Source organism: Streptomyces sp. NPDC031445 (genome assembly GCF_055581365.1).
Genome location: NZ_JBVIJO010000003.1, coordinates 12,021 through 37,047, shown reverse-complemented (window position 1 = coordinate 37,047; position 25,027 = coordinate 12,021). Strand labels below are relative to the sequence as shown.

Annotated in this window: 21 protein-coding genes; 7 read left to right on the top strand and 14 right to left on the bottom strand. The window is 73.4% G+C overall.

Translation table 11 applies throughout. The features are described 5' to 3' along the window. Positions 1 to 54 precede the first annotated feature (54 nt). Complete coding sequence (cydD, locus tag ACZ5DC_RS10420) at positions 55 to 3,591, top strand: thiol reductant ABC exporter subunit CydD (RefSeq protein WP_468651365.1); 3,537 nt, start codon at positions 55 to 57, stop codon at positions 3,589 to 3,591. A 186-nt stretch (positions 3,592 to 3,777) separates the two neighbouring features. On the opposite strand, the gene ACZ5DC_RS10415 is transcribed toward cydD, so the two are convergent. The 4 genes from ACZ5DC_RS10415 to ACZ5DC_RS10400 all read right to left on the bottom strand — a co-directional run bounded on the left by ACZ5DC_RS10415 (position 3,778) and on the right by ACZ5DC_RS10400 (position 8,162). Next, positions 3,778 to 4,650, bottom strand: a complete 873-nt coding sequence (locus ACZ5DC_RS10415; protein WP_468651363.1) for a Cof-type HAD-IIB family hydrolase — start codon at positions 4,648 to 4,650, stop codon at positions 3,778 to 3,780. A 101-nt stretch (positions 4,651 to 4,751) separates the two neighbouring features. Beyond that, positions 4,752 to 5,654 (bottom strand): LLM class flavin-dependent oxidoreductase, encoded by a 903-nt coding sequence (locus ACZ5DC_RS10410; protein WP_468651361.1) that lies wholly within the window; start codon positions 5,652 to 5,654, stop codon positions 4,752 to 4,754. 74 nt (positions 5,655 to 5,728) lie between these two features. Next, entirely contained in the window at positions 5,729 to 6,277 is a 549-nt protein-coding gene (locus ACZ5DC_RS10405) for an RNA 2'-phosphotransferase (RefSeq protein WP_468651359.1), read from the bottom strand. Positions 6,278 to 6,413: 136 nt separating this feature from the next. After that, entirely contained in the window at positions 6,414 to 8,162 is a 1,749-nt protein-coding gene (locus ACZ5DC_RS10400) for an SDR family oxidoreductase (RefSeq protein ID WP_468651357.1), read from the bottom strand. A 531-nt stretch (positions 8,163 to 8,693) separates the two neighbouring features. Between ACZ5DC_RS10400 and ACZ5DC_RS10395 the strand changes: the two genes are divergently transcribed. The 5 genes from ACZ5DC_RS10395 (at position 8,694) to ACZ5DC_RS10375 (ending at position 12,575) form a co-directional block, all read left to right on the top strand. Beyond that, positions 8,694 to 9,653 carry an ABC transporter ATP-binding protein gene (locus ACZ5DC_RS10395; protein WP_468652054.1) on the top strand — a complete coding sequence of 320 codons (960 nt, stop codon included), beginning with the start codon at positions 8,694 to 8,696 and terminating at the stop codon, positions 9,651 to 9,653. Further along, a complete protein-coding gene (locus tag ACZ5DC_RS10390; protein WP_468651355.1) occupies positions 9,643 to 10,560 on the top strand; it encodes an ABC transporter permease in 918 nt (305 codons plus the stop codon). The genes ACZ5DC_RS10395 and ACZ5DC_RS10390 overlap by 11 nt, the downstream gene beginning before the upstream one ends. Positions 10,561 to 10,612: 52 nt before the next feature. Further along, positions 10,613 to 11,524, top strand: coding sequence for an ABC transporter ATP-binding protein (locus ACZ5DC_RS10385; protein ID WP_366752732.1), 912 nt, complete (start codon positions 10,613 to 10,615; stop codon positions 11,522 to 11,524). Positions 11,525 to 11,534: 10 nt separating this feature from the next. Beyond that, on the top strand, positions 11,535 to 12,254 hold the full coding sequence (locus tag ACZ5DC_RS10380; RefSeq protein WP_468651352.1) for an ABC transporter permease subunit: 720 nt from the start codon (positions 11,535 to 11,537) through the stop codon (positions 12,252 to 12,254). A gap of 78 nt (positions 12,255 to 12,332) precedes the next feature. Continuing rightward, positions 12,333 to 12,575 (top strand): SGM_3592 family protein, encoded by a 243-nt coding sequence (locus tag ACZ5DC_RS10375; protein ID WP_468651350.1) that lies wholly within the window; start codon positions 12,333 to 12,335, stop codon positions 12,573 to 12,575. Positions 12,576 to 12,955: 380 nt separating this feature from the next. Here the strand turns inward: ACZ5DC_RS10375 and ACZ5DC_RS10370 are convergent, their stop codons facing one another. From ACZ5DC_RS10370 to ACZ5DC_RS10330, 9 genes are all read right to left on the bottom strand, one after another. Then, positions 12,956 to 13,756, bottom strand: a complete 801-nt coding sequence (locus ACZ5DC_RS10370) for an HAD family hydrolase (RefSeq protein WP_468651348.1) — start codon at positions 13,754 to 13,756, stop codon at positions 12,956 to 12,958. Beyond that, positions 13,753 to 15,030 (bottom strand): serine--tRNA ligase, encoded by a 1,278-nt coding sequence (gene serS, locus ACZ5DC_RS10365; protein WP_468651346.1) that lies wholly within the window; start codon positions 15,028 to 15,030, stop codon positions 13,753 to 13,755. The genes ACZ5DC_RS10370 and serS overlap by 4 nt, the downstream gene beginning before the upstream one ends. Positions 15,031 to 15,616: 586 nt before the next feature. Next, positions 15,617 to 16,549 carry a prephenate dehydratase gene (gene pheA / locus ACZ5DC_RS10360; protein ID WP_468651344.1) on the bottom strand — a complete coding sequence of 311 codons (933 nt, stop codon included), beginning with the start codon at positions 16,547 to 16,549 and terminating at the stop codon, positions 15,617 to 15,619. A 120-nt stretch (positions 16,550 to 16,669) separates the two neighbouring features. Further along, entirely contained in the window at positions 16,670 to 17,950 is a 1,281-nt protein-coding gene (gene efeB / locus ACZ5DC_RS10355; RefSeq protein ID WP_468651342.1) for an iron uptake transporter deferrochelatase/peroxidase subunit, read from the bottom strand. 8 nt (positions 17,951 to 17,958) lie between these two features. After that, the gene (locus tag ACZ5DC_RS10350) at positions 17,959 to 19,932 is read right to left on the bottom strand and encodes a copper resistance CopC/CopD family protein (protein WP_468651340.1); all 1,974 of its coding nucleotides are present in this window, start codon (positions 19,930 to 19,932) and stop codon (positions 17,959 to 17,961) included. A gap of 13 nt (positions 19,933 to 19,945) precedes the next feature. Next, positions 19,946 to 20,410, bottom strand: coding sequence for a copper chaperone PCu(A)C (locus tag ACZ5DC_RS10345; RefSeq protein WP_468651338.1), 465 nt, complete (start codon positions 20,408 to 20,410; stop codon positions 19,946 to 19,948). After that, positions 20,407 to 21,060, bottom strand: a complete 654-nt coding sequence (locus ACZ5DC_RS10340) for an SCO family protein (RefSeq protein WP_468651336.1) — start codon at positions 21,058 to 21,060, stop codon at positions 20,407 to 20,409. The genes ACZ5DC_RS10345 and ACZ5DC_RS10340 overlap by 4 nt, the downstream gene beginning before the upstream one ends. Before the next feature lie 104 nt (positions 21,061 to 21,164). Further along, the gene (locus ACZ5DC_RS10335) at positions 21,165 to 21,887 is read right to left on the bottom strand and encodes a YcnI family copper-binding membrane protein (protein WP_468651334.1); all 723 of its coding nucleotides are present in this window, start codon (positions 21,885 to 21,887) and stop codon (positions 21,165 to 21,167) included. 173 nt (positions 21,888 to 22,060) lie between these two features. Continuing rightward, a complete protein-coding gene (locus tag ACZ5DC_RS10330) occupies positions 22,061 to 22,921 on the bottom strand; it encodes a hypothetical protein (RefSeq protein WP_468651332.1) in 861 nt (286 codons plus the stop codon). A gap of 186 nt (positions 22,922 to 23,107) precedes the next feature. On the opposite strand from ACZ5DC_RS10330, the gene ACZ5DC_RS10325 reads away from it, so the two are divergent. Then, positions 23,108 to 23,551, top strand: a complete 444-nt coding sequence (locus ACZ5DC_RS10325) for an ATP-binding protein (RefSeq protein WP_468651330.1) — start codon at positions 23,108 to 23,110, stop codon at positions 23,549 to 23,551. On the opposite strand, the gene pdxR is transcribed toward ACZ5DC_RS10325, so the two are convergent. After that, positions 23,541 to 24,938 carry a MocR-like pyridoxine biosynthesis transcription factor PdxR gene (gene pdxR, locus ACZ5DC_RS10320; RefSeq protein WP_468651328.1) on the bottom strand — a complete coding sequence of 466 codons (1,398 nt, stop codon included), beginning with the start codon at positions 24,936 to 24,938 and terminating at the stop codon, positions 23,541 to 23,543. The genes ACZ5DC_RS10325 and pdxR overlap by 11 nt on opposite strands. Positions 24,939 to 25,027 lie beyond the last annotated feature (89 nt).

The window sequence follows — 25,027 nt, the reverse complement described above, 5'->3', positions numbered from 1 at the left end:
GAGGGTGCGGTTTCACGTGAAACAGCACCCTCGGTACCGAAGGGCATGTTTCACGTGAAACCAATCGATCCCCGCCTTCTGCGGTACGCCCGCGCCACCCGTCTCTTCCTCGTCGCGGTCATCGGCCTGGGGGCCGTCGGCGCCGGACTGGTCATCGCCCAGGCCATGCTCGTCGCCGAGATCGTGGTCGGGGCGTTCCAGCACGGGCAGTCGGTCGCCGAGCTGCGTACTCCCCTGCTGCTGTTGGCCGGCGTGGCCGTCGGGCGATCGTTGGTCGCGTGGCTCACCGAACTCGCGGCGCACCGTGCGAGCGCGGCCGTGAAGTCGGAGCTGCGCGGGCGGCTGCTCGACCGGGCGGCGGCGCTCGGTCCGGGCTGGCTGAGCGGTCAGCGGACCGGCTCGCTGGTCACCCTGGCCACGCGCGGTGTCGACGCCCTGGACGACTACTTCTCGCGCTACCTGCCGCAGTTGGGGCTCGCCGTGGTCGTGCCGGTGGCGGTGCTGGCCCGGATCGTCACCGAGGACTGGGTCTCGGCGGCGATCATCGTCTGCACCCTGCCGCTGATTCCGGTCTTCATGATGCTGATCGGCTGGGCGACCCAGTCCCGGATGGAGCGGCAGTGGCGGTTGCTGTCCCGGCTGTCCGGCCACTTCCTGGACGTGGTCGCGGGACTGCCCACGCTGAAGGTGTTCGGCCGGGCCAAGGCGCAGGCGGAGTCCATCCGGCGGATCACCGGCGAGTACCGGCAGGCCACCCTGCGGACGCTGCGGATCGCCTTCCTGTCCTCGTTCGCGCTGGAGTTGCTGGCCACGCTGTCGGTCGCGCTGGTCGCCGTGACGATCGGGATGCGGCTCGTCCACGGAGACATGGATCTGTACATCGGTCTGGTCATCCTCGTGCTGGCGCCCGAGGCGTATCTGCCGCTGCGGCAGGTGGGTGCGCAGTACCACGCGGCGGCGGAGGGGCTTGCCGCGGCGGAGGAGATCTTCTCCGTGCTGGAGACGGCGGTGCCGGAGTCGGGTACCGGTGCGGTGCCGGCGGGTGGCGTGGCGTTCGAGGGTGTCACCGTCCGGTATCCGGGGCGGTCCTCGGATGCGGTGACCGAGGTGTCGTTCACCGTCGAGCCCGGCGAGACCGTTGCGCTGGTCGGGCCGAGCGGAGTGGGCAAGTCGACGTTGCTGAGCGTGGTGCTGGGGTTCGTACGGCCCACCGCGGGGCGGGTGCGGATCGGGGGCGCGGATCTCGCCGGGCTGGACCTGGAGGAGTGGCGGTCGCGGATCGCGTGGGTGCCGCAGCGCCCGCATCTGTACGCCGGGACGATCGCGGAGAACGTGCGGCTGGCGCGGCCTGACGCCGACGACGGTGCCGTGCGCGGGGCGCTGCGGGACGCGGGGGCGTGGGAGTTCGTGGCGGCGCTGCCGGAGGGGGTGGACACCGTGCTCGGGGAGGACGGGGCGGGGTTGTCGGCGGGGCAGCGGCAGCGGTTGGCGCTGGCCCGGGCGTTCCTCGCTGATCGACCCGTGCTGTTGCTGGATGAGCCGACGGCCGCGCTGGACGGGGGAACCGAGGGGGAGGTGGTGGCCGCGGTGCGGAGGCTCGCCGCCGGGCGGACCGTGCTGCTCGTCGTGCATCGGCCGGCGTTGTTGGGGGTGGCTGACCGGGTGGTACGGCTGGGAGGTGCCGCGGCTGTGCCGTCCCTGGACCCCCGCCCGCGCCCACCCGCCACCGGACTGGGCCGGCTGGAAGGCGAGCCCACGGCGTCCCGGCCCGGTGGGCCGGACCGTGGGCCGGTGGGAGCCGGGCCCGGCCGGCTGGAGGGTGGGCCGGAGCAGCGGGTCGGGAGCGGCGTGTTGCGGCGGGTCCGGGGGATCGGCGGGGGACGGCGGGGGCGCCTGGCCGGGGCCCTGGGGCTCGGGAGTCTCGCCCTGGCCAGTGCCGTGGGTCTCATGGCCACCTCCGGCTGGCTCATCTCGCGCGCCTCCCAGCAGCCGCCGGTGCTGTACCTGATGGTGGCCGTGACCGCGACCCGGGCGTTCGGCATCGGACGGGCCGTCTTTCGGTATGCCGAACGGCTGGTGTCGCACGACGCCGTCCTGCGGATGCTGGCCGACACCCGGGTCGCGGTGTACCGGAGGCTGGAGCGCCTGGCCCCCGCGGGGCTGCGCGGCACCCGGCGCGGTGATCTGCTCACCCGGCTGGTGGCGGACGTGGACGCGTTCCAGGACTACTGGCTGCGCTGGTTGCTGCCCGCCGGAGTGGCCCTCACCGTGTCCGCCGCCTCCGTCGGCTTCACGGCCTGGCTGCTGCCCGAGGCCGGTGTCGTCCTCGCCGCGGGCCTGCTGGCCGCCGGTGCCGGTGTCCCGCTGCTGACCGCGACCGTGGCCCGGCGGACCGAGCGGCGGCTGGCGCCCGCCCGGGGAGCCCTCGCCACCCGGGTGACCGATCTGCTCACCGGCACGGCCGAGCTGACCGTCGCCGGCGCGCTGCCGGCCCGTGCGGACGCGGCCCGGCGGGCCGACGGCACCCTCACCCGGATCGCCGCGCGCGCCGCCGCCGTCACCGGGCTCGGGGACGGGCTCACCGCGCTCGTCTCCGGGCTGACCGTCACGGCCACCGCGGCGTGCGGCGCCCAGGCGGTCGCGGCCGGCCGGCTGAGCGGCGTGGCGATGGCCGTGGTCGTCCTGACGCCCCTGGCCGCCTTCGAGGCCGTACTGGGGCTGCCGCTCGCCGCGCGGTACCGGCAGCGGGTGCGGCGCAGCGCGGAGCGGGTGTACGAGGTCCTGGACGCGCCCGAGCCCGTGCGCGAACCCGTCTCGCCCCGGCAGGCGCCTGCCGCGCCGTTCCCGGTGGTCGTCAAGGGCGTGGTCGCGCGGTACCCGGGACAGCGGCGGGAGGCGCTCGCCGGGCTGGACCTGACGCTTCAGGAGGGGTGCCGGGTCGCGGTGGTGGGGGCCTCCGGCTCCGGCAAGACGACGCTCGCCCAGGTGTTGTCGCGCTTCCTCGACCCGGAGGCGGGCTCGTACACGCTCGCCGGTGTGGACGCGTGCGCGCTGGACGGCGACGACGTACGGCGGTTCGTCGGGCTGTGCGCGCAGGACGCGCATCTCTTCGACAGCTCGGTGCGCGAGAACCTGCTCCTGGCCAGGAAGGACGCCACCGAGGCCGACCTGCGCGGAGCGCTGGCCCGGGCCCGGCTGCTGGACTGGGTGGACGCGCTGCCGGACGGCCTGGACACGCTGGTCGGCGAGCACGGGGCGCGGCTGTCGGGCGGGCAGCGGCAGCGGCTGGCGCTGGCCCGCGCGCTGCTGGCCGGTTTCCCCGTGCTGGTCCTGGACGAGCCCGCCGAGCACCTGGATCTGCCGACGGCGGACGCGCTGACCGCCGATCTGCTGGCCGCCACGGAGGGGCGTACGACGCTGCTGATCACCCACCGGCTGGCGGGACTCGACGCGGTGGACGAGGTGATCGTGCTCGAAGCGGGCCGGGTGGTGCAGCGAGGCCCGTACGAGCGGCTGATCACCGAGGAAGGACCGCTGCGGGAGATGGCACGCCGGGAGGCCGAGGCGGAGTCGCTGGTGGGGGCGGGCTGAGGGTTCGCCCCGGGCCCCGCGGGTCTGGGCGGGCCGCTTCGAGGGGCCTCGGCCTCCAGGAGCGTGATGGCCTGCCGCGCCGGTGGACCCGGCCAGAGCGGCCGGGCCGCTGACCCCCGTCCTGACGGGCCGGTTGTCCCGGCCCGCCGGGCTCGTGCGGCGCGTCGTCGGCAGCCGCGCGGAGCGCTACCGCACCCGGTCGGCGAGCAGGTGCTCGATCACCACCGCCACGCCGTCGTCGTTGTTGGCGACCGTGCGGCCCGACGCGGCGGCGATGACGTCGGGGTGGGCGTTGCCCATCGCGTAGGACTGGCCGGCCCAGGTCAGCATCTCGACGTCGTTGGGCATGTCCCCGAACGCCACGACCTCCTCGTGCGAGATGCCGCGCTCGGCGCAGCACAGCGCGAGGGTGCTGGCCTTGGAGACGCCGGGACCGCTGAGCTCCAGCAGGGCGCTGGGGCTGGAACGCGTGACGTTGGCGTGCTCGCCGACGGCCAGCCGGGCGAGGGTGAGGAACGCGTCGGGGTCGAGGGACGGGTGATAGGCGAGGATCTTGAGCACGGGCTGGCCGGCGCCGGGACCGTCGGGCGCGAGCAGCTTCTCGGCGGGCAGCAGATGGTCGGGTGTCTCCATGTGCAGCTTGGGGTAGTCCGGCTCCTGGTGGAAGCCGTACGTCTGCTCGACCGCGAACACCGTGCCGGGCGCCGCCTCGCGCAGCAGCCGTACCGCGTTCAGGGCGTTGTCCCGGGCCAGCTCGCGGACCTTCACGAACCGGTGGGTGCCGGGGCCGCCGTGCAGGTCGACCACGGCGGCGCCGTTGCCGCAGATCGCCAGGCCGTGGCCGTGGACGTGGTCGCTGACCACGTCCATCCAGCGGGCCGGCCGGCCGGTGACGAAGAAGACCTCGATCCCGGCCTCCTCGGCGGCGGCCAGCGCGGCGACGGTCCGTGGCGAGACCGACTTGTCGTCGCGCAGCAGAGTGCCGTCCAGGTCGGTGGCGATCAGCCGCGGTGGCAGGGCGGCGGCAGGGGTCCCGGGCTGTCTGGTCGCTGAGGTCACCCGGCCATTCTCACCCAGGCCCCCGCACGGTCGTGCGGCAGTCCGCACAGATGAGACGCAGGCGACGCTCGCGGCGGCCGGCGCGGACGGCCGGCCCGGGGTCAGTTCAGCTGGGCGAGGGCTTCCATGGCGATCCGCTCGAAGACCTTCTCGTCGGCGGCGAAGTCGGAGTCCGGGATGGGCCAGTGGATCACGATCTCGGTGAAGCCCAGCTCCTGGTGGCGACCGGCGAAGTCCACGAAGGCGTCCAGGGACGCGAGCGGCCGGCCGCGGTCCGGGGTGAAGCCGGTGAGCAGCACCTTGTCCAGCTCGGCGGTGTCCCGCCCGGCGGCCTCGCACGCCTCGGTCAGCTTGCCGATCTGCCCGCGCAGGGCCGTGACGGACTGCTCGGGCGTGCCGGTCTCGTACAGCTTCGGGTCGCCGGTGGTCACCCACGCCTGGCCGTACCGCGCGGCGAGCCGCAGGCCGCGCGGACCGGTGGCCGCCACCGCGAACGGCAGCCGGGGCCGCTGCACGCAGCCGGGGATGTTCCGGGCCTCGTGCGCCGAGTAGAAACGGCCCTCGGACGACACCGCGCCCTCGGTGAGGAGCCGGTCCAGCAGGGGCACGAACTCGGCGAACCGGTCGGCGCGCTCGCGCGGGCTCCAGGGCTCCTGGCCGAGGGCGGTGGCGTCGAAACCGGTGCCGCCCGCGCCGATGCCGAGGGTGACCCGGCCGCCGGAGATGTCGTCCAGCGAGATGAGTTCCTTGGCGAGGGTCACCGGGTGGCGGAAGTTCGGCGAGGTGACCAGCGTGCCGAGGCGCAGCCGGTCGGTGGCCGCCGCGGCCGCCGTCAGCGTCGGGACCGCGCCGAACCAGGGGCCGTCACGGAAGCTGCGCCAGGACAGGTGGTCGTAGGTGTACGCCGTGTGGAAGCCCAGCTGCTCGGCGCGCACCCAGGCCGCACGGCCACCTTCGTGCCAGCGGCGGTACGGCAGGATCACGGTGCTCAGACGCAGACTCATGCGTCCGAGCGTAAGCGGCCCCGGCGGTGGCGGACGAAACGGTCACCGTGTGCCATCCGGCGGCCACGGTGGGCTCAGTGCGGGCCGGGGAAGCGCAGGTAGCGCGCGGGTACGGTCTCGGTCAGCCAGACGCCGTTGTCGCTGACGTGGAACACGTGGCCGTCGCGGTGCATCGCGCCGGAGTCTGCGGAGAGCACCACGGGCCTGCCCCGGCGGGCGCCGACGCGGGTGGCGGTCTCCCGGTCGGCGGAGAGGTGCACGGCGTGCCGGTTCATCGGACGCAGGCCCTCCGCGCGGATCGCGTCCAGGTGCCGGGCGACCGTGCCGTGGTACAGGTACGGCGGCGGGATCGCCGGGGGCAGGCCGAGGTCGACCTCGATGCTGTGGCCCTGGCTGGCGCGGATCCTGCCGTCCTCGACGGCGAAGCGCCGCTTGTCGTTCGCGGCGACGACGTGGTCCAGTTCCTCGCGGGTGAACGGGAAGCCGTGGGCGGCGGCCGCGTCGATCAGTGTGCCGATCTCCACCCAGCCGGCCGCGTCCGGTGTGAGCCCGATCCTCCCGGGCTGGTGCCGCAGGTGTCGGGAGAGGTACTTCGACACCCTCACGGTGCGGCGTTCGTCCATGGGTCCAGCGTGCGGGAGAGACGCGGATCACGCAGCTTGTTTTCGCTGCGATGTTTGATCCACAGCCAAGTGCGGTTATCCACAGGCGGATGGGCGAAGTTGTGGACAACTACCGCGCCCCGCGCGGCGTTTCGGGTCACAGCCTCGGTTCCACCCGCGCGATCCTCCGCAGCAGTCCCGGCGCGAAGCGGTACAGCAGACGGGCGCCGTGGGCCTCCGGGGTCACCGGCGCCACCGCCCTGTTGCCGGCCACCGCGTCCAGGATCGCGCCGGCCACCTTCTCCGGCGGGTAGTTGCGCAGGCCGTACAGGCGGGCCGTCTTGCGCCGGCGGCGGCGCTGTTCCTCCTCGTCGACACCGGTGAAGCGGGCCGTGGAGGTGATGGCGGTGTTGACGAAGCCCGGGCAGACCGCCGTGACGCCGATGTCCTGGGCGGTCAGCTCGGCGCGCAGGCACTCGGAGAGCATCAGGACCGCCGCCTTGGAGGTGCTGTAGGCGGGCAGCGCGCGTGAGGGCTGGTAGGCGGCGGCCGACGCCACGTTGACGATGTGGCCGCCCTGGCCGCGCTCGGCCATCCGCGCGCCGAACAGCCGGCAGCCGTGGATCACGCCCCACAGGTTCACGTCCAGCACCTTGCGCCAGTCGTCGGTGGTCGTGGCGAAGAAGGAGCCCGACAGGCCGACGCCCGCGTTGTTGACCAGCACGTCCAGCACGCCGTACTCGTCGTGGACCTTCTCCGCGAGCTTCTCCATCGCCTGCTCGTCGGAGACGTCGGCCGGCTCCGCCCAGGCCTCGGGCGCGCCGGCCCGCCGGGACAGCTCGGCGGTGCGGGCGGCGGCCTCGGCGTCGCGGTCGACGGCGATCACGCGCGCACCGGCCTCGGCGAAGGCGCACGCCGTGGCCCGGCCGATCCCGCTGCCCGCGCCGGTGACCAGCACCAGCTGCCCGGCGAACCGGTCGGCGTGGCGCCCGGTGGGCTGCGGGGCGGGGCGGCCGCCCTCGACGGAGGTCGCGAACTGCCCGATCCAGGCGGCCACCTGGTCGGGACGCGTGCGGGGGACCCAGTGCCCGGCCGGGATGGTGCGGCGGGTCAGCCGGGGCACCCACCGGTCCAGGTCGTCGTAGAGCCGCTCGGAGAGGAACGCGTCGTCCTGGGGGACGATGAGCTGCACGGGCGCGTGTGCGTACGCGTCCGGACGCGGCCTGCGAAGCCGGGCGCGGACGTTGTCCCGGTACAGCCAGGCGCCGTGCGCGGCGTCGGTGGGCAGCGAGTCGGTCGGGTAGTCGCCGCCCGTCACCCGCTCGGTCCGCTCCAGGATCTTCGGCCAGAGCGTGCCGAGCGGACCGCGCCAGGCAAGCTCCGGCAGGGCCGGCGTGTGCAGCGCGTACACGTACCAGGACCTGGCGCCCTGGCCGAGGAGCTGGCCCGCCCGGCGGGGCGTGGGGCGCTTCACGCGCGCGTTGGTCCAGTGCCCGAGGTGGTCGAGGGACGGGCCGGAGATCGAGGTGAAGGAGGCGATACGGCCCTCCGTCCGGCCCGTGGTGACGAACTCCCAGGACTGAACCGAGCCCCAGTCGTGCCCGACGAGGTGCACCGGCCGGTCCGGGCTGACCGCGTCCACGACGGCCAGGAAGTCGTCGGTGAGCTTGGCGAGGGTGAAGCCCCCGCGCAGCGGCCGGGGCGCGGTGGAGCGGCCGTGGCCCCGGACGTCGTAGAGGACGACGTGGAAGCGGTCGGCGAGCCGGACGGCGACCTCCGACCAGACCTCCTTGCTGTCCGGGTAGCCGTGCACCAGCACCACCGTCGGCCGGCCGGGGTCGCCCAGTTCGGCGACGCACAGCTCGACGCCGCCCGTGCGCACCCAGCGCTCGCGTGCACCCTTCAAGGTCACTCCTCCTCCGCCCAGCGCCGCGTCTGCGGCAGATCGTCGTCCAGCCGGAATGCGCTCTCCCCGGGGCCCCGGGAGCCGGTGACCACCAGGATCTCCTCGAACCCCGCGCCCGTCACCCGGAGGCCGGGGCGGGGTAGGCCGCCCGGGGACCCCTCGGGGACGGCGCGCCGGACCCGGACGGGTGGCGCGGCCCGTGACACCGCTTCACCCGGTCCGCCGTGTGGGTGATCACCCCGAAGGGGCGCCGGTCGGCGTGGCGCCGCGCACGGGATCTGGGATCGCCGCGGCCCCACCGGACGCCGCCTGGCCGAGCCCGCCGCCATGCACCCCGCCGCCCCTCGCCGTACGCGCCCGTGACGTGACACCGGAGAATCTCGCACTTGTTAGACCGAGCGTCAACAGGGGGCCCGTACCTCTCAAGGAGGGGTTCCCTTACGGGCCCCCTACACCTGGAGGCTGACGCGAAGACTGCTCTTCGGTCTGACGACGGACGTGGTCCGCGTCACTACCGTCGACATCGTGACTGTGATCGCGACCGAAAGCCTGAGCAAGCGGTTCCCCCGGGTGACCGCGCTCGACCGGCTGTCCGTGGACATCGGACCCGGTGTGACCGGACTCGTCGGGGCCAACGGCGCCGGCAAGTCCACCCTGATCAAGATCCTGCTGGGCCTGTCCCCCGCCACGGAGGGCCGCGCCGAGGTGCTCGGCCTCGACGTCGCCGCCAAGGGCGCCGCCATCCGCGAGCGCGTCGGGTACATGCCGGAGCACGACTGCCTGCCGCCGGACGTCTCGGCCACCGAGTTCGTCGTCCACATGGCGCGCATGTCCGGCCTGCCGCCCGCCGCCGCCCGCGAGCGCACGGCCGACACCCTGCGCCACGTCGGGCTGTACGAGGAGCGGTACCGCCCCATCGGCGGCTACTCGACCGGCATGAAGCAGCGGGTGAAACTCGCCCAGGCGCTGGTGCACGACCCGCAGCTGGTCTTCCTGGACGAGCCGACCAACGGCCTCGACCCGGTCGGCCGCGACGAGATGCTCGGCCTGATCCGCCGTATCCACACCGACTTCGGCATCTCGGTCCTCGTCACCTCCCACCTGCTCGGCGAGCTGGAACGCACCTGCGACCACGTCGTCGTCATCGACGGCGGCAAGCTCCTGCGCTCCAGCTCCACCACCGACTTCACCCAGACCACGACCACCCTCGCCGTGGAGGTCACCGACACCGACGAGCACCCCGACGGCACGCGTGCGGTGCGCGAGGCGCTGCACGCGCGCGGGGTGAGCGTCGAGGCCGGCAGCGGCCTGCCGGGCGCCGGGCACATCCTGCTCCTGACGGCGCAGGGCGAGGAGACGTACGACCTGGTCCGTGACGTCGTCGCCGACCTGGGCCTCGGGCTGGTGCGCATGGAGCAGCGCCGGCACCACATCTCGGAGGTCTTCACCGAGGACGAGCAGCGGAAGGAGGCGGCCGTCCATGGCAGTTGAGCAGCCCCTGCCGGCATCCGCCGCGACCCCGGGCGACCAGACCCGCATCCACAACATCGGCTACCGCACCTACGACGGCCCTCGCCTCGGCCGCTCCTACGCCACCCGTTCCCTGTACTCGCAGTCCCTGCGCGGCGCCTACGGCCTCGGCCGCTCCGTGAAGTCCAAGGTGCTGCCGATGCTGCTGTTCGTGGTGATGTGCGTGCCCGCGGCCATCATGGTCGCCGTCGCGGTGGCCACCAAGGCCAGGGAGCTGCCCGTCGACTACACGCGCTACGCGATCATCATGCAGGCCGTCATCAGCCTGTACGTCGCCTCGCAGGCGCCCCAGTCGGTCTCGCGGGACCTGCGCTTCAAGACCGTCCCGCTGTACTTCTCGCGGCCGATCGAGACCGCCGACTACGTCCGGGCGAAGTACGCGGCGCTGGCCTCCGCGCTGTTCGTCCTCACCGCGGCCCCGCTGCTCGTCCTCTACGTGGGCGCGCTGCTGGCCAAGCTGGACTTCGCCGACCAGACCAAGGGATTCGCGCAGGGACTCGTCTCCGTGGCACTGCTCTCACTGCTCTTCGCCGGCATCGGCCTGGTCATCGCCTCGGTCACCCCGCGGCGCGGCTTCGGCATCGCGGCCGTCATCGCCGTACTCACCATCTCCTACGGCGCCGTCTCCACGCTCCAGGCCATCGCCGACGCGCAGAACAGCACCGGCGCCATCCCCTGGATCGGCCTCTTCTCGCCCGTCACCCTCATCGACGGCGTCCAGTCGGCCTTCCTCGGCGCGAGCTCGGCGTTCCCCGGCGCGGCCGGCCCCGGCAGCGGCGAGGGCGTGGTGTACGTCCTGGTCGTGCTGGGCCTGATCGCCGCCAGCTACGGCCTGCTGATGCGCCGCTACAAGAAGGTGGGACTGTGACCACGCCCACCCGTCCGGCCACCACCACCCTGCTAAGGAACGGGCCGCGCCCATGAGCACCCTCGTCATCGACCACGTCTCCCGCTGGTTCGGCAACGTGGTCGCCGTCAACGACATCACCATGACCATCGGCCCCGGCGTCACCGGCCTGCTCGGCCCCAACGGCGCCGGCAAGTCCACCCTCATCAACATGATGGGCGGCTTCCTCGCCCCCTCCACCGGCACCGTCACCCTCGACGGGCAGCAGGTCTGGCGCAACGAGACGATCTACCGGCACATCGGCATCGTCCCCGAGCGCGAGGCGATGTACGACTTCCTCACCGGCCGTGAATTCGTCGTGGCCAACGCCGAACTGCACGGCCTCGGGGAGAAGGCCGCCCAGCGCGCCCTGGCGACGGTGGAGATGGAGTACGCGCAGGACCGCAGGATCGCGACGTACTCCAAGGGCATGCGCCAGCGCGTGAAGATGGCGTCCGCGCTGGTCCACGACCCCTCGCTGCTCCTGCTGGACGAGCCCTTCAACGGCATGGACCCGCGCCAGCGCATGCAGCTCATGGACCTGCTGCGGCGCATGGGCGACGAGGGCCGCACCGTGCTGTTCTCGTCCCACATCCTCGAAGAGGTCGAGCAGCTCGCCTGGCACATCGAGGTCGTGGTCGCCGGCCGGCACGCGGCCAGCGGTGACTTCCGCAGGATCCGCCGCCTGATGACCGACCGCCCGCACCGCTACCTGGTCCGCTCCAGCGACGACCGGGCCCTCGCGGCCGCTCTGATCGCCGACCCCTCGACGGCCGGCATCGAGGTCGACCACGCCGAGGGCGCCCTGCGCGTCCAGGCCGTCGACTTCGGCCGCTTCACCGCCCTGCTGCCGAAGGTCGCCAGGGACCACGGCATCCGGCTCCTCACGGTCTCGCCGTCCGACGAGTCCCTGGAGTCCGTCTTCTCGTACCTGGTCGCGGCGTAGGAGGCCGAAGATGTACGACCCCACTGTCGCCCGGCTCACCTACCGGGCCCTGCTCGGCCGCCGCCGGGCCCTCATCCTCGGCGCGCTCCCGCTGCTCCTGATCGTGATCTCCGTGGCCGTCCGCGCCCTGACCGGGGCCGACGACCAGACGGCCGCGGACGTCCTCGGCGGCTTCGCGCTCGCCACCATGGTGCCGATCATCGGCGTCATCGCAGGCACCGGGGCGATCGGCCCGGAGATCGACGACGGCTCCGTCGTCTACCTGCTGTCCAAGCCGCTCAAGCGGCCCACGATCATCTTCACCAAGCTGATCATCGCCGTCGCCGTGACCATGGTCTTCTCGGCGGTGCCGACCCTGGTCGCCGGACTGATCCTGAACGGCAACGGCCAGCAGATCGCGGTCGCCTACACGGTCGCCGCGCTGGTCTCCTCCATCGCCTACTCGGCGCTCTTCCTGCTGCTGGGCACGGTCTCCCGGCACGCGGTGGTCTTCGGGCTCGTCTACGCCCTGGTCTGGGAGGCGCTGTTCGGCTCCCTGGTGCCTGGCGCGCGCACGCTGAGCGTCCAGCAGTGGTCGCTCGCCGTCGCCCACAAGCTGGCCGGCGGGGACCTGGTGACCTCCGACGTGAGCCTGCCGACGGCCACCGTGCTGCTGGTGGCGGTCACCGTCCTGGCCACCTGGTACGCCGGCCAGAAGCTGCGGTCGCTGACGCTCGCGGGCGAGGAGTGACGGGCCCGGGCCTTGACGGGGGCTTCACCCCGGCCCGGGCACACTGGGCCCAGCGGACGTACGGCCAGGAGGCCGGAGATGGCTGAGGAGACGCCGCAGCACGAAGACCGGGAGCGGACCGGCAGGGACGTGTGGGACGACGCCGTCCTGGACGAGACGTTCGTCCGGGCGGCCGGCATCTCCGAGCCGTCGGCGCGGGCCCGGATGCTCGCCGCGCGCTGGCGGGCCGAGGCGCCCGAGCCCCGGCCCTGGCGCTCCGACGACCCGCCGGCCGGCTGGTTCTTCAGCAAGGCGCGGCGCCGCAGGTGGCGCCGGAGGTAGCGGGTGTCCGCCCGCCGGCCTTATTCGGTGGCGCCCGGCTCCGGTGCGGGGCACAGTGGTTGTGCCCCATACGCCGGGATCGTCCCGGCGTCACCGACTGGGGGCGTCTCCGTGAGGCCACGGGGACTGCCCGGCGCGGCCGCTTCGAGCACGCGATGTCGCTCTCGCGTGGGCCGCGCACCCAGGCGTTGCCACGGGGGTCCGGCCGCCCGCGGTGACCGGGCCCCCTGGCGCCGGGCCGGGTCGGACGAGGCCGGCGACCGCGCCGGTGACGGGGCCCCGGCGCGCCGCACCGCGAACGGCGGCCCGGACACCGGGCACGACGGCCACGGCAAGGGCACCCGGTCCTGGTCCGCTACGTGCCCCGGCGCGACGGCCCGCTAGCCGAGCAGCCGCTCCAGCACGACCGCGATCCCGTCCTCCTCGTTGGAGGACGTGATCTCGTCGGCCACCGCCCGCAGTTCCGCGTGGGCGTTGGCCATGGCCACGCCGCGGGCCGCCCAGGCGAACATCGGGATGTCGTTGGGCATGTCGCCGAAGGCGATCGTGTCGGCGGCCTTCAGGCCCAGGCGGCGGGCGGCCAGGGACAGGCCCGTGGCCTTGGACAGGCCGAGCGGGAGCAGCTCCACGATGCCCTCGCCCGCCATGGCCACCGTGACGAAGCCGCCGGCCGTCTGCCGGGCCGCCTCCGCCAGCTCGTCGTCGCCCATCGTCGGATGCTGTATGTAGATCTTGTTCAGGGGCGCCGTCCAGAGGTCGGAGGCGTCCGTGAACGGGGTGGCGGGCAGCTTGCCGGCGACCGCGTAGCCCGGCCCCACCAGCACCTCGCCGTCCAGGCCGTCCCGGCTGGCCGCAAGGTACAGCGGACCCACCTCGGCCTCGATCTTGGCCAGGGCCACGCCCGCGAGCTGCCGGTCCAGGGTGACCGAGGTCAGCAGGCGGCGGGATCCGGCGTCGTACACCTGGGCGCCCTGACCGCAGACGGCGAGGCCGTGGTAACCGAGGTCGTCCAGGATGGGCCGGGTCCAGGGGACCGCGCGGCCGGTGACGACGATGTGCGCGGCGCCCGCCGCGGTGGCCGCGGCGAGCGCGTCACGGGTGCGCTGCGAGACCGAGTCGTCGGAGCGCAGGAGCGTTCCGTCGAGATCGGTGGCGATCAGCCGGTAGGGGAACCCGGTCACTTGGCGACCGGCTCCAGCACCTCACGGCCGCCCAGGTAGGGGCGCAGCACCTCGGGGACCCGGACGGAGCCGTCGGCCTGCTGGTGGTTCTCCAGGATCGCCACGATGGTGCGCGGCACGGCGCACAGCGTGCCGTTGAGGGTGGCGAGCGGCTTGACCTGCTTGCCGTCGCGGACCCGGATGGACAGCCGGCGGGACTGGAACTCGGTGCAGTCCGAGGTCGAGGTCAGCTCGCGGTACTTGCCCTGGGTCGGGATCCACGCCTCGCAGTCGAACTTGCGGGCGGCCGAGGAGCCGAGGTCACCGGAGGCCACGTCGATGACGCGGAACGGAAGCTCCAGCGAGGTCAGCCACTGCTTCTCCCACTCCAGCAGGCGCTGGTGCTCGGCCTGCGAGTCCTCCGGGGCGACGTACGAGAACATCTCGACCTTGTCGAACTGGTGCACGCGGAAGATGCCCCGGGTGTCCTTGCCGTGCGAGCCGGCCTCGCGGCGGAAGCACGGGGAGAAGCCCGCGTACCGCAGCGGCAGCCGGTCCGCGTCGATGATCTCGTCCATGTGGTACGCGGCGAGCGGGACCTCGGAGGTGCCGACCAGGTACAGGTCGTCCTTGTCGAGGTGGTAGACGTCCTGGGCGGCCTGGCCGAGGAAGCCGGTGCCGGCCATGGACTGCGGGCGGACCAGCGCCGGGGTGAGCATCGGCGTGAAGCCGGCGGCGGTGGCCTGCGCGATCGCCGCGTTCACCAGGGCCAGCTCCAGCAGGGCGCCGACACCGGTGAGGAAGTAGAAGCGGGAGCCGGAGACCTTGGCGCCGCGCTCGACGTCGATCGCGCCGAGCAGCTGGCCCAGCTCCAGGTGGTCCCTGGGCTCGAAGCCCTCGGCGCCGAAGTCGCGGATCGTGCCGTGCGTCTCCAGCGTGGCGAAGTCCTCCTCGCCGCCGACGGGCACGTCGGGGTGGACGAGGTTGCCCAGCCTGAGCAGCAGCTCCTGGGTCTCGGCGTCGGCGGCGTCGCGCTCGGCGTCGGCGGCCTTCACGTCCGCCTTCAGCTGCTCGGCGCGGCCCAGCAGTTCGGCCTTCTCCTCGGCGGTGGCCTTGGGGATCAGCTTGCCGAGCTGCTTCTGCTCGGCGCGCAGTTCGTCGAAGCGGACGCCGGAGGACCTGCGCCGCTCGTCGGCAGACAGGAGGGCGTCGACGAGCGCGACGTCCTCTCCACGGGCGCGCTGGGACGCGCGCACACGGTCGGGGTCCTCACGGAGCAGGCGAAGGTCAATCACGAGGGCAAGGCTACCGGTGCGGGGTCGCGGCTCACGAATCACTAATCCGGGGAGTTCGGTTTCGCGGCGTACGTTCCGTTATGCGGTAATTGCGTGCGTGTTCCGTCGTGCCGCCTGTACGACACGCCGGGCGTCAAGGGAAGAGTGTCTCACTCCCTGGGACGGGCCACGCCCCGAGCGCGCGGTTGACCCGACTTCCTTGTGGAGAACGGGATTTGGCGGCCGGGTTGTCCACAGCGATCCGCACCCCCGGGGAAGTTATCCACAGGCTGTGTGGAAGATCTGTGGACTTCGGAATTGATCACTCCGTAAAGGGTGGGCGGACTGAAGAATTCCCGGGCCAAACCGTAACGACGCCCACTTTCGGGTGGAAAACGGTCGCCCCAGAAGATGAACCAAAGGAAACGGGTGGACGAAGGGTGAGTCGGCCGCCGGTGGCCTCGGGTGGGCCTTCCAGGGCGATTTGTCGACCCTGTGGCGTTGCCCTGTCGACTTGTCCCCAGGTCGAGAAGGGTGCCTGTGGATAACTTCTGTGGATAACGTTCGTTCGCAGGTACGACCGGTCGGCGTCCGTGGGTACGACCCGCTAGAACCGGCCGTCCTGGCAGCGCGCCACCCAGTCCGCCGCCGCCATGAACTCCTCGTCCGACGTTCCCGGCAGCGTCGGACGGGCCCCGCCCGGCGCGATGTCCGCACGCGGGTAGGAGCCGAGGAAGCGCACCTGGAGACAGATCCGCCGCAGGCCCATCAGCGCCTCCGCCATCCGCCGGTCGGCGATGTGCCCCTCGGCGTCGACGCAGAAGCAGTAGTTGCCGATGCCCGCGCCGGTCGGCCGCGACTGGAGCAGCATGAGGTTGATGCCGCGCGAGGCGAACTCCCCGAGCAGGTCGCGCAGGCCGCCGGGGTGGTCGTCCCGCTGCCACAGCACCACGGAGGTCTTGTCGGTACCGCTGGGCGCGGCCGGCCGGGCCGGGCGGCCGACCAGCACGAACCGGGTCTGCGCGTTCTCCGCGTCGTGGATCCCGGTCTCCAGCGCTTCGAGACCGTACCGGGCGGCGGCGAACTCGCCGGCGAAGGCGGCGTCGTAGCGGCCCTCCTGGACCAGACGGGCGGCGTCCGCGTTGGAGGCCGCCGACTCCCAGGCGGCCTCCGGGAGGTTCGCGCGCAGCCAGTTGCGCACCTGGGGCTGGGCCGCCGGGTGCGCGGAGACCGTCTTGACGTCCGCGAGCTTCGTGCCGGGGCGCACCAGCAGCGCGAAGGTGATCGACAGCAGCACCTCGCGGTAGATCATCAGGGGCTCGCCCGCGACCAGCTCGTCGAGGGTGGTGGTGATGCCGCCCTCGACGGAGTTCTCGATCGGCACGAACGCGGCCTCGGCCTCGCCGGCCCGGACCGCGTCCAGCGCGGACTGCACCGAGACGTACGGGATCAGCTCCCGGGTGGCCGCCTCCGGAAGCGTGCGCAGGGCGACCTCCGTGAAGGTGCCCTCCGGGCCGAGGTAGGCGTAGCTCGCTGGCATGTGCTCACCCTAATGGCCGCGGACCCGGTCGGCCGGGGCGTCCGGCGACAACCACTCGACCGGGTGGTTTGAACCCCGGTTCGCCCCGCACACCGCTGGTTCGCCCCGTGGTTCCCCGGTTCACCCCTCCAGCAGCCGCTGCCCCACGTACTCCCCCTTCGCCGCCCCGCCCGGCACCGCGAACAGGCCGCTCGCCTCGTGCCGGATGTACGCCGACAGCGCGTCACCCCGGTCGAGCTTGCGCTGCACCGGGACGAAGCCGCGCAGGGGGTCCGCCTGCCAGCAGATGAACAGGAGCCCGGCGTCGGGCGTGCCGTCCGCGTCGATGCCGTCGTGGTAGGAGAACGGGCGCCGCAGCATGGCCGCGCCGCCGTTCTTCTCGGGCCGGGTGATCCGGGCGTGCGCGTTGAGCGGGACGACGTAGTCGCCGTGGGCGTCGGTCTTCTCCAGGTCCATGGGGGTCGTCTCGTCGCCGCCGGACAGCGGTGCCCCATTGGCCTTGCGGCGCCCTATGACCTGCTCCTGCGCGGTGAGCGAGAGCTTCTCCCAGTCGTCCAGGAGCATGCGGATACGGCGTACGACCGCGTAGGAGCCGCCGGCCATCCACGCCGGCTCGCCCGGGTCCGGCACGAAGATCCGCTGGTCGAAGTCGGTGTCCGTGGGCTTGGGGTTGCGGGTGCCGTCGAGCTGGCCCATGAGGTTGCGGGCCGTCATGGGGTGGGCGGTGGCGCCCGGGCTGCGGTTGAAGCCGTTCATCTGCCAGCGCACCCGTGCGGCCGAGCCCGCGTCCTTCTGGATCGCGCGCAGGGCGTGGAAGGCGACCAGGGCGTCGTTCGCGCCGATCTGCACCCACAGATCGCCGTCGCTGCGGGACTTGTCGAGGTGGTCGGAGGAGAAGTCCGGCAGCGGGTCGAGCGCGCCGGGCCGCTGCTTCTCCAGGCCCGTCCTGGCGAAGAAGCTGTGTCCGAAGCCGAAGGTGAGGGTCAGCGAGGAGGGTCCCGCGTCCCGGGCCACATCGGTGTCGCCGTGCGGGGCGGCCTCGCCCGCCATCAGCCGCTCGGCGGTCGTGGACCAGCGGCGCAGCAGGGCCGCCGCTTCCTTGCGGCCCGCGCCCGCCGCCAGGTCGAAGGCGACGAGGTGGCCGCGCGCCTGGAGGCCGTCGGTGATACCGGGCTGATGTTTCCCGTGAAACATCGCCCTCCCCGCACCCACCGAGGTGAGCGGAGTGGCCCCGGCGGGCGCGGAGGCGTAGCCCACGGCCCCGCCGGCCGTGCCGAGCACGAGCCCGGTGGCGCCGGCGGTGCCGAGCAGGGCGCGCCGCGAGATGCCGCTCGCCTTGGACACGGGCTCCGCCGTCGGCGTCTCGGGCGTACGGGCCTGGGGGATGGACTGGTCGGGCATGGTGTGGTTCAGCCGATCTGAGCGTTCTTGGAGACGGTCACCTGGTCGATGTCGGAGGTGCGGACCGTGACGGCGATCTTCCAGTCGCCGGCCATGGGAATCTGCACGCCGCTCGCCGACCAGTGGCCGGTGGTGATGTGGTCGGGGTTCACGGCAAGCGGACCGATCTTCTTCGCCTCCTGGGTGAAGGAGACCTTCACCTCCGGGACGTCGAAGGCCCGGCCGTTGGGGCGCTGGACGTAGACGTGCATCTCGTTGCCGCCCACGCGCGCGGGGTCGAGGTCGATGCTGACGACGCCCTTGCCGTCGGTGCCGCCGGTGTCGAACGGCATGTCCAGGGTGAGCGCGCCGGACGCCGCCGAGGTGCCGGAGCCGGCCGACGTGGAGGTGGCCGCCTTGGCCTCCTGCTCGGTGCGGCCCGGCTCGGTCTGCGTCAGCGCGGTGGTGACGGCGAGCAGCACGAGGGCGACGCCGGCCTCGGCGAGCACCGAGCGGCGCAGGCCGAAGCGGTTAGGGTCGCCGTCCCGCAGCCGCTTCTCCCGGGCGGCGTCGGCGGCGGCGCGCTGGCGGGCGAGCTGGGCGGCGCGCCCGGTGTCCCGGGAACCGGCGCGGGTGTCCTTGCCGCCGGTCGGCTTCGAGGCGGCGACCTGCTCCTTGCGGGCCTGGGCCTTCTCCGTCCCCCCGGTGCCGACGGCCGGGTCCGTGAGCCGCCCCGTCCACCGCCGGGACACGGCCGCGATGCCGACCAGCACCGCCACCAGGCCGATCTTGACCAGCAGCAGCTGTCCGTAGCGGGTCTCGGTGAACGCCGACCAGGAGCCGAGCTGCCGCCAGGACTGGTAGACGCCGGTGACGACGAGGGCGAGGACGCTGCCGAAGGCCACACGGGAGAAGCGCTGTACGGCGGCGGCCTCGACCGGGGTCTCGGCGGGCGCCCGGTACAGCGCGGTGAGCAGGGCGGTGAGGCCGCCGAGCCAGGCGGCGACGGCCAGCAGGTGGACGACGTCGACCGGCATGGCGATGCCCGGCTGGAGCCCGGTGGAGGCGTGCTCGGCCATGGCCCAGCTGGTGGCGAGCCCGGCCGCGACGACCACGCCGCCGACGGCGAGCCCGAAGGTCAGGTCGCGCTTCTCCTCGCCTTCGTCCCCGGGATCAGGCAGTCGGCGCGCAGCGCCGTCGTTCAGGGTGGCGGTGGGTGACGGGCGGGTATAGGCGCCGAAGAGGACGGCGACGAACAGCGCGGCGGCGGCGAGCAGCAGCAGCCGGGACACGAGCGCGGCGCCGGTCTTCGTCTGCAGCACCTGGCCGAGCAGTTCGAGGTCGAAGACGTCGGCGACCTTTCCCGAGCCGGTGTACGCGCCGCGCAGGAGCAGCAGCCACAGGGTGGCCGCCGTCAGGGCGATCCAGCCGCCGACGACCAGTCGCTGGAGGGGCCGTACGCCCGCGCCGCGCCGCCAGCAGGCGAGCACGAAGGCCGCGCCGCCGGCGAGCACGATGAACCCGGCGTACGACACGTACCGGCCGAACGCGTAGAGCCCGCCCACGACACCGCCGCCCGCGACCGGGCCGGTGCCGGAGACGACGGTCCGCGAGGGCGCCCCGACGGAGAAGGTGTAGGCGCCGGCGACGGGGTGACTGTCCGCGGAGACGACCTGGTAGGTGACGGTGTACGTGCCGTCGGTCAGGCCGCTCTTGAGCCGCACGGCGTACGTCGTCCCGCTCACGTTGGCCGGGCTGCCGGTCTGGACCGGCTTGCCCTTGGGGTCGAGCACGCGCAGGGAGTCGTCGTTCAGCGCCACCTTCTCGGAGAAGGTGAGCGACACCTGGGTGGGTGCCTTGGCGGCCACCACCCCCTGCGCGGGGTCGCTGCCGGTCAGCGCCGCGTGGGCGGAGGCCGGTCCGGCGCCCGCAAGCAGCGCGCCGGTGACGGCGATGAACAGCAGCACCAGGATCCGCACGCGGGGGGCGATGGTCCGGGTCACGGTGGTCCCTCCCTCAGTGGCCGGTCGACGGGTTGTACGTGGCGGACTTCACGGGCATCTCGACGGTGAGCGGTCCGGACTTGCCGAAGGTGAGCTTCACGGTGACCGTCTGGCCCTGCTTCGGCGCGCGCTTCAGCCGCTCGAACATCAGATGGTTGCCGCCGCTCCGGAACACGAGCCGTCCGTGGGCCGGTATCGCGAAGGAGGACTTCTCCGCCATGGCCCCGCCGACCGTGCTGTGCATGGTCACCTCGCCGGCGACGTCACTGGTGACCGAGGTCAGTTCGTCCTCGGTCCCGCCCTTGTTGGTGATCGTCAGGAACCCGGCGGCCATGTCGGCGGAGACGGGCTGGGGCATGTAGGAGGAGCCGACGGACAGCTCGGCCGGATCCGGCCGCGAGCCGGACCCGGAGCAGGCGGTGAGGGCCAGGGCCCCGGCGAGCGCGCCGGTGGTCAGCACGGCGGCCCGGCGCCTCACGGGTTGGCCCCCTCGACGAGCTTGGGCAGGTCCTTGGTGTAGTCGTCGACGGTGGTGTCCTCGCCGTAGAGGACGTACCCGGCGTCGGTCTTCGGCGAGAAGGCGACGACCTGGGTGCCGTGGACGGAGACGAGCTTGCCGTTCTTGTCCTTCGTCGTCGGTTCCACGGAGATGCCGACGGACCGGGCGCCGGCCTGGATCTTGGCGAAGTCGCCGGTCAGGCCGATGAACTGCGGGTCGATGCCCTTGAGCCACCTGCCCAGCTCGGCCGGGGTGTCGCGGCCGGGGTCGGTGGTGACGAACACGACCCGGAGGTCGTTCTGCTCGGCCTTGGGCAGCGCCTTCTTGGCGACGGCGATGTTGCTCATCGTCGTCGGGCAGATGTCGGGGCAGTGCGTGTAGCCGAAGTAGAGCAGGGTCGGGTGTCCCTGGGTCGCCTTGCGGAGGTCGTACTTCTGGCCGTGGGTGTCGGTGAGGACCAGGTCCGGCTTGTCGAACGGCTGGTCCAGCACGGTGGCCGCCTTGCCCGCGTCCGACCCTCCGGAGACCACGCTGACCGGCGGCTTGCCGCCGTCGTCGCTGCCGCAGGCGGAGAGGGTCAGGGTGGCGGCGGCGAGCAGCACGGCCGCGGTGAACGTCTTCTTGCGCATAGAGAAATGTCCCAGATGTGTGTACTCCGGCGCGCACCGGGGTCGTGCGACGGCCCGGGTGGCGGGGTCGTACGGCCCCCGGTGCGCGCGGTGGAACGGCAGGGTCAGGCGGTGGTCCGGCGGCGGCCCGCGAGGACCCCGTAGGCCACGCCCGCGACGCCGATGACGATGCCGGCCACGCCGAGCACGCGCGCGGTGGTGTCACTGTCGTCGCCGGAGTCCGCGGCGGCGGCCGTCTGCCCGGTCTTGCCGGTGGTCTTCTCGGCACTCGCCGTGCCGTGGTGGTCGTCGGTGGCGGCGGACAGTTCCAGGACCGGGGCCGGGTTCTCCGGCTCGTCCTGGCCCTCCTGCGGCACCTCGATCCAGCGGACGACCTCCTTGTTGGAGTACGTCTGGACCGCCTTGAAGACCAGCTGGTCGGTGTCCTCGGGCAGCGCGCCCAGGGAGAGCGGGAACTTCTGGAAGTAGCCGGGCTCGACGCCCTTGCCGTCGGCGGTCCAGGTGACCTTGGTGACGGCCTCGTCGATCTTCTCGCCGTGCATGGTCAGCGGCTTGGCGAGCTTGGACTTGGTGATGTCGATCTTCCAGCCCGGGATCGCCTCCGGCATCACCGAGGCGATCGGGTGGTCGGCCGGGAAGTTCACCTCGAGCTTGGTCGTCGAGGCGTTGTCGCGCTCGTTCGGGACCTTGAAGTCCACGACCGCGTAACCGCCCTTGGTCGCGGTGCCCTCCGGCTGCACGGAGACGTGCGCGAAGGCGGGGGCGGACAGGGTGAGGACGGCCGTACCCGCGACAGCGGCGGCGGCGGCGATACGAGAAGCCTTCATGGAAGGAAGCACTCCACTTCGAGTGGGAACCGGTGATGAAGAGGGATACGCGCGTGGGCCGGGTGATGTGGCGGTACGGCGCGGAAATCGGCCGTTCGGCTGACCGGGAACGCGCACGCGCGTGCCGCGCGTCGGCGGCGCACCGGGTCCGTGTCGGGGGAGCGGCGGCCGCGTCAGGCGGCGAGGAGGAGGGCGGCGGCGGGCGGGCCGCGCCGGATCACCGTGTGCTGGAGTACGGCGGTGTGCGGGGCCGGTGCCCCGTCCCGGTCGGGACGCGGGCCGCGCGGGCCCGGCCCGGTGGCGGGCAGCAGCCCGGCGCACAGGGCGCGCGTCAGCGCGAGAGCCGCGCGCAAGGATCGTACGAGCGCCCCCTCCGCGACTCCATGCGCCGATAGCTCGATCAGCCGCAGCACCGCGAGATCCCCGCGGCGCAGCAGCCAGCCGGCGGCGACGGCCGCGAGCACGTGGCCGAGCAGCATCGGCAGCGAGGGCAGCAGACCGGCCGAGGCGCCGGTGGCGTCGTGGACGTGCTCGTAGCCGGCCGGGGCGGACGTCGGCCGGCCGGCGCGGTCGATCAGACGCGCGTCGAGCAGCAGGCGGAAGGCGTGTCCCGGAGTGAGGGACGCGGCGGTCGAGCCGCACACGAGCCGCGCGGCCCGTTCGACCAGCGCGCTGTCGCTCAGCGCGGCGCCCGCCGGCCCGCCGGCGGGCGGTCCCGTCGCGCCCATCGGCATCCCGGCGGAGGCCATCGCCACCCCGTGCTGGCCCAGTCCGAACAGCGTGTGCAGCACGGTCTGGCCGAGGGCGAGGAGCACGGCGATGCCCGGCAGCGAGCGGGCCCGCCCGGCGAGCGGTGCCACGAGCAGCAGGGCGCCGAGGAAGCCCGCGCCGAGCGTCCACAGCGGCACGCGCGCGCAGGAGGCCAGGGAGTGCCCGCCCGCGGCCAGCGCGACGCAGACCGCGGCGAACACCGCGGCCCGCAGGATCCGGAGCCCGGCTCCGGGGCGCGCCGTGCGCGGGTGGGGGGCAGTCATGGCGGGGTCATCATCGCACTGCCCTTACCGCGTGCCTACGGCAGGGCGTCTGAGGCGTCCCTCATACACCGATTCCTCCCCCGGCGCATCGGCCGGATGGGCGCAGACACGTCGACGGCGTGCTTACGGCCGCCTACGGGCGGCAATACGTAACGGTATGTCGAGCCGCGGCCGGGAGGCTGGAGCATGAGCATCTGGTGGTCACTCCATTTGCGGCGCGAGGCCGCCAGCGTGCCGCTCGCCCGGCGACTGCTGATCGGCACGATGGAGACGGCGGGGGTCGACCCGGAGATCTCCTACGACCTGTCCGTCGCCCTGAGCGAAGCCTGCGCCAACGCCGTCGAGCACGGCGGGGACACCGCGCGCGGCGCCTCGGAGGCCTACCGGGTGACCGCCTACCTCGACGGGGAGAAGTGCCGCATCGAAGTGACCGACGCGGGTCCCGGCCTCACCCGCCCGGCCGACCCCCGGCCGGCCCGCCCCGACGCCGAGCACGGCCGCGGCCTGTGTCTCATCCGCGAACTGGCCGACCACGTGCACATCGGCCCGAAGCCCGGCCGGGGCGGGACGGTCGTCAGCTTCGACAAGATCCTCAAATGGCGCAAGGACCCGTCCCTGCTCACGGCCTAGCGGCCGCCCTGCCGGTGCCGCCGAGCTGTCCGAGGACCTTCGCCAGGGTCTCCAGGGCCTCCGGGTACAGCCGCTCCCGGGGGGTGCCGTAGCCGACGACCAGGCCCTGGGGGCGGCCGGGGCCGGGGGTGTGCCAGTGGTCGCCGAGCGCGCCCAGCGCCAGGCCCTCCGCCTGCGCGCGTTCCAGGACGGCCGCCTCGTCCGGCACCTCGATCAGCGCGTGCAGCCCGGCCGCGATCCCCCGCACGCTCCGGCGGGCCCCCAGCCGGTCCAGCAACTGGTCCCGGCGCCGCCGGTAGCGCAGCCGGCACGCGCGCACATGGCGGTCGTACGCGTGGCTGTCGATCAGCTCGGCGAGCGCGAGCTGGCCGATGGTCTCGGTGTGGTGGTCGCTGTGCAGCTTGGCGTCGGCGACCGCGTCGACCAGGTGCGGCGGCAGCACCATCCAGCCGAGCCGCAGCGCCGGGCCCAGGGTCTTGGACGCGGTGCCCAGGTACACCACCTGGCCCGGCGCCATCCCCTGCACCGCGCCCACGGGCTGGCGGTCGTAGCGGAACTCGCCGTCGTAGTCGTCCTCCACGATCAGCCCGCCCCGCGCGCGTGCCCAGTCGGTGAGCGCCCGGCGCCGCTCGGGGTGCAGGGTCACCCCGGTCGGGTACTGGTGGGCCGGCGTGACCACCACGGCCGCGGCCCCGCCCAGCTCCTCGGGGCGCAGCCCGCGCGCGTCGACCGGCACCGGCAGGACCGTTCCGCCGTTGTGCCGCACCACCTCCCGGTGGAAGGGCAGCCCCGGGTCCTCCATGGCGACGGCGGCACCGTCCAGCACGCGCGTGAGCAGCGCCAGGCCCTGCACGTAGCCCGAGGTGATGACGATCCGCTCCGGCGGGGCCAGCACCCCGCGCGCCCGCCCCAGGTACCCGGAGAGCGCGGTGCGCAGCTCGATCCGGCCGCGCGGGTCGCCGTAGTCGTACGCCAGCGAGGGCGCCGTCGCTATGGCGCGGCGCAGCGCCCGCAGCCAGGCCGCCGCCGGGAACGCGCCGACGTCCGGGCTGCCGGGGCGCAGGTCGAGGCGCGGCGCCCGCGCGCGCGTGTCCGTCCCCGGCTCCTCCGCCTGCACGGCCGGCAGCTCGGCGACCCGGGTGCCCGAGCCCTGCCGTGCCGTCAGATAGCCCTCGGCGACGAGCTGGTCGTAGGCGGCCTTCGCGGTGCCGCGGGAGATCCCGAGGTCGGCCGCGAGCCGCCGGGTGGCGGGCAGCCGGGTGCCGGGCGTGAGCCGCCCGTCCCGTACGGCGTCCCTGAGGGCCCTCTCGAGCCCTGTCCGGCGGCCGTCGGCCGCGTCGGGTTCGAGATGCAGGTCGACACCGACGCCCGACCAGAAGTCGTCCACGTTTCCACCCCCGTCACTGCCCGCGCCCCGTGCGGGCGCGGGGAACCGCGCGGCCCGCCACGGCGCCACCCGCAGACGAAACGGCCGGG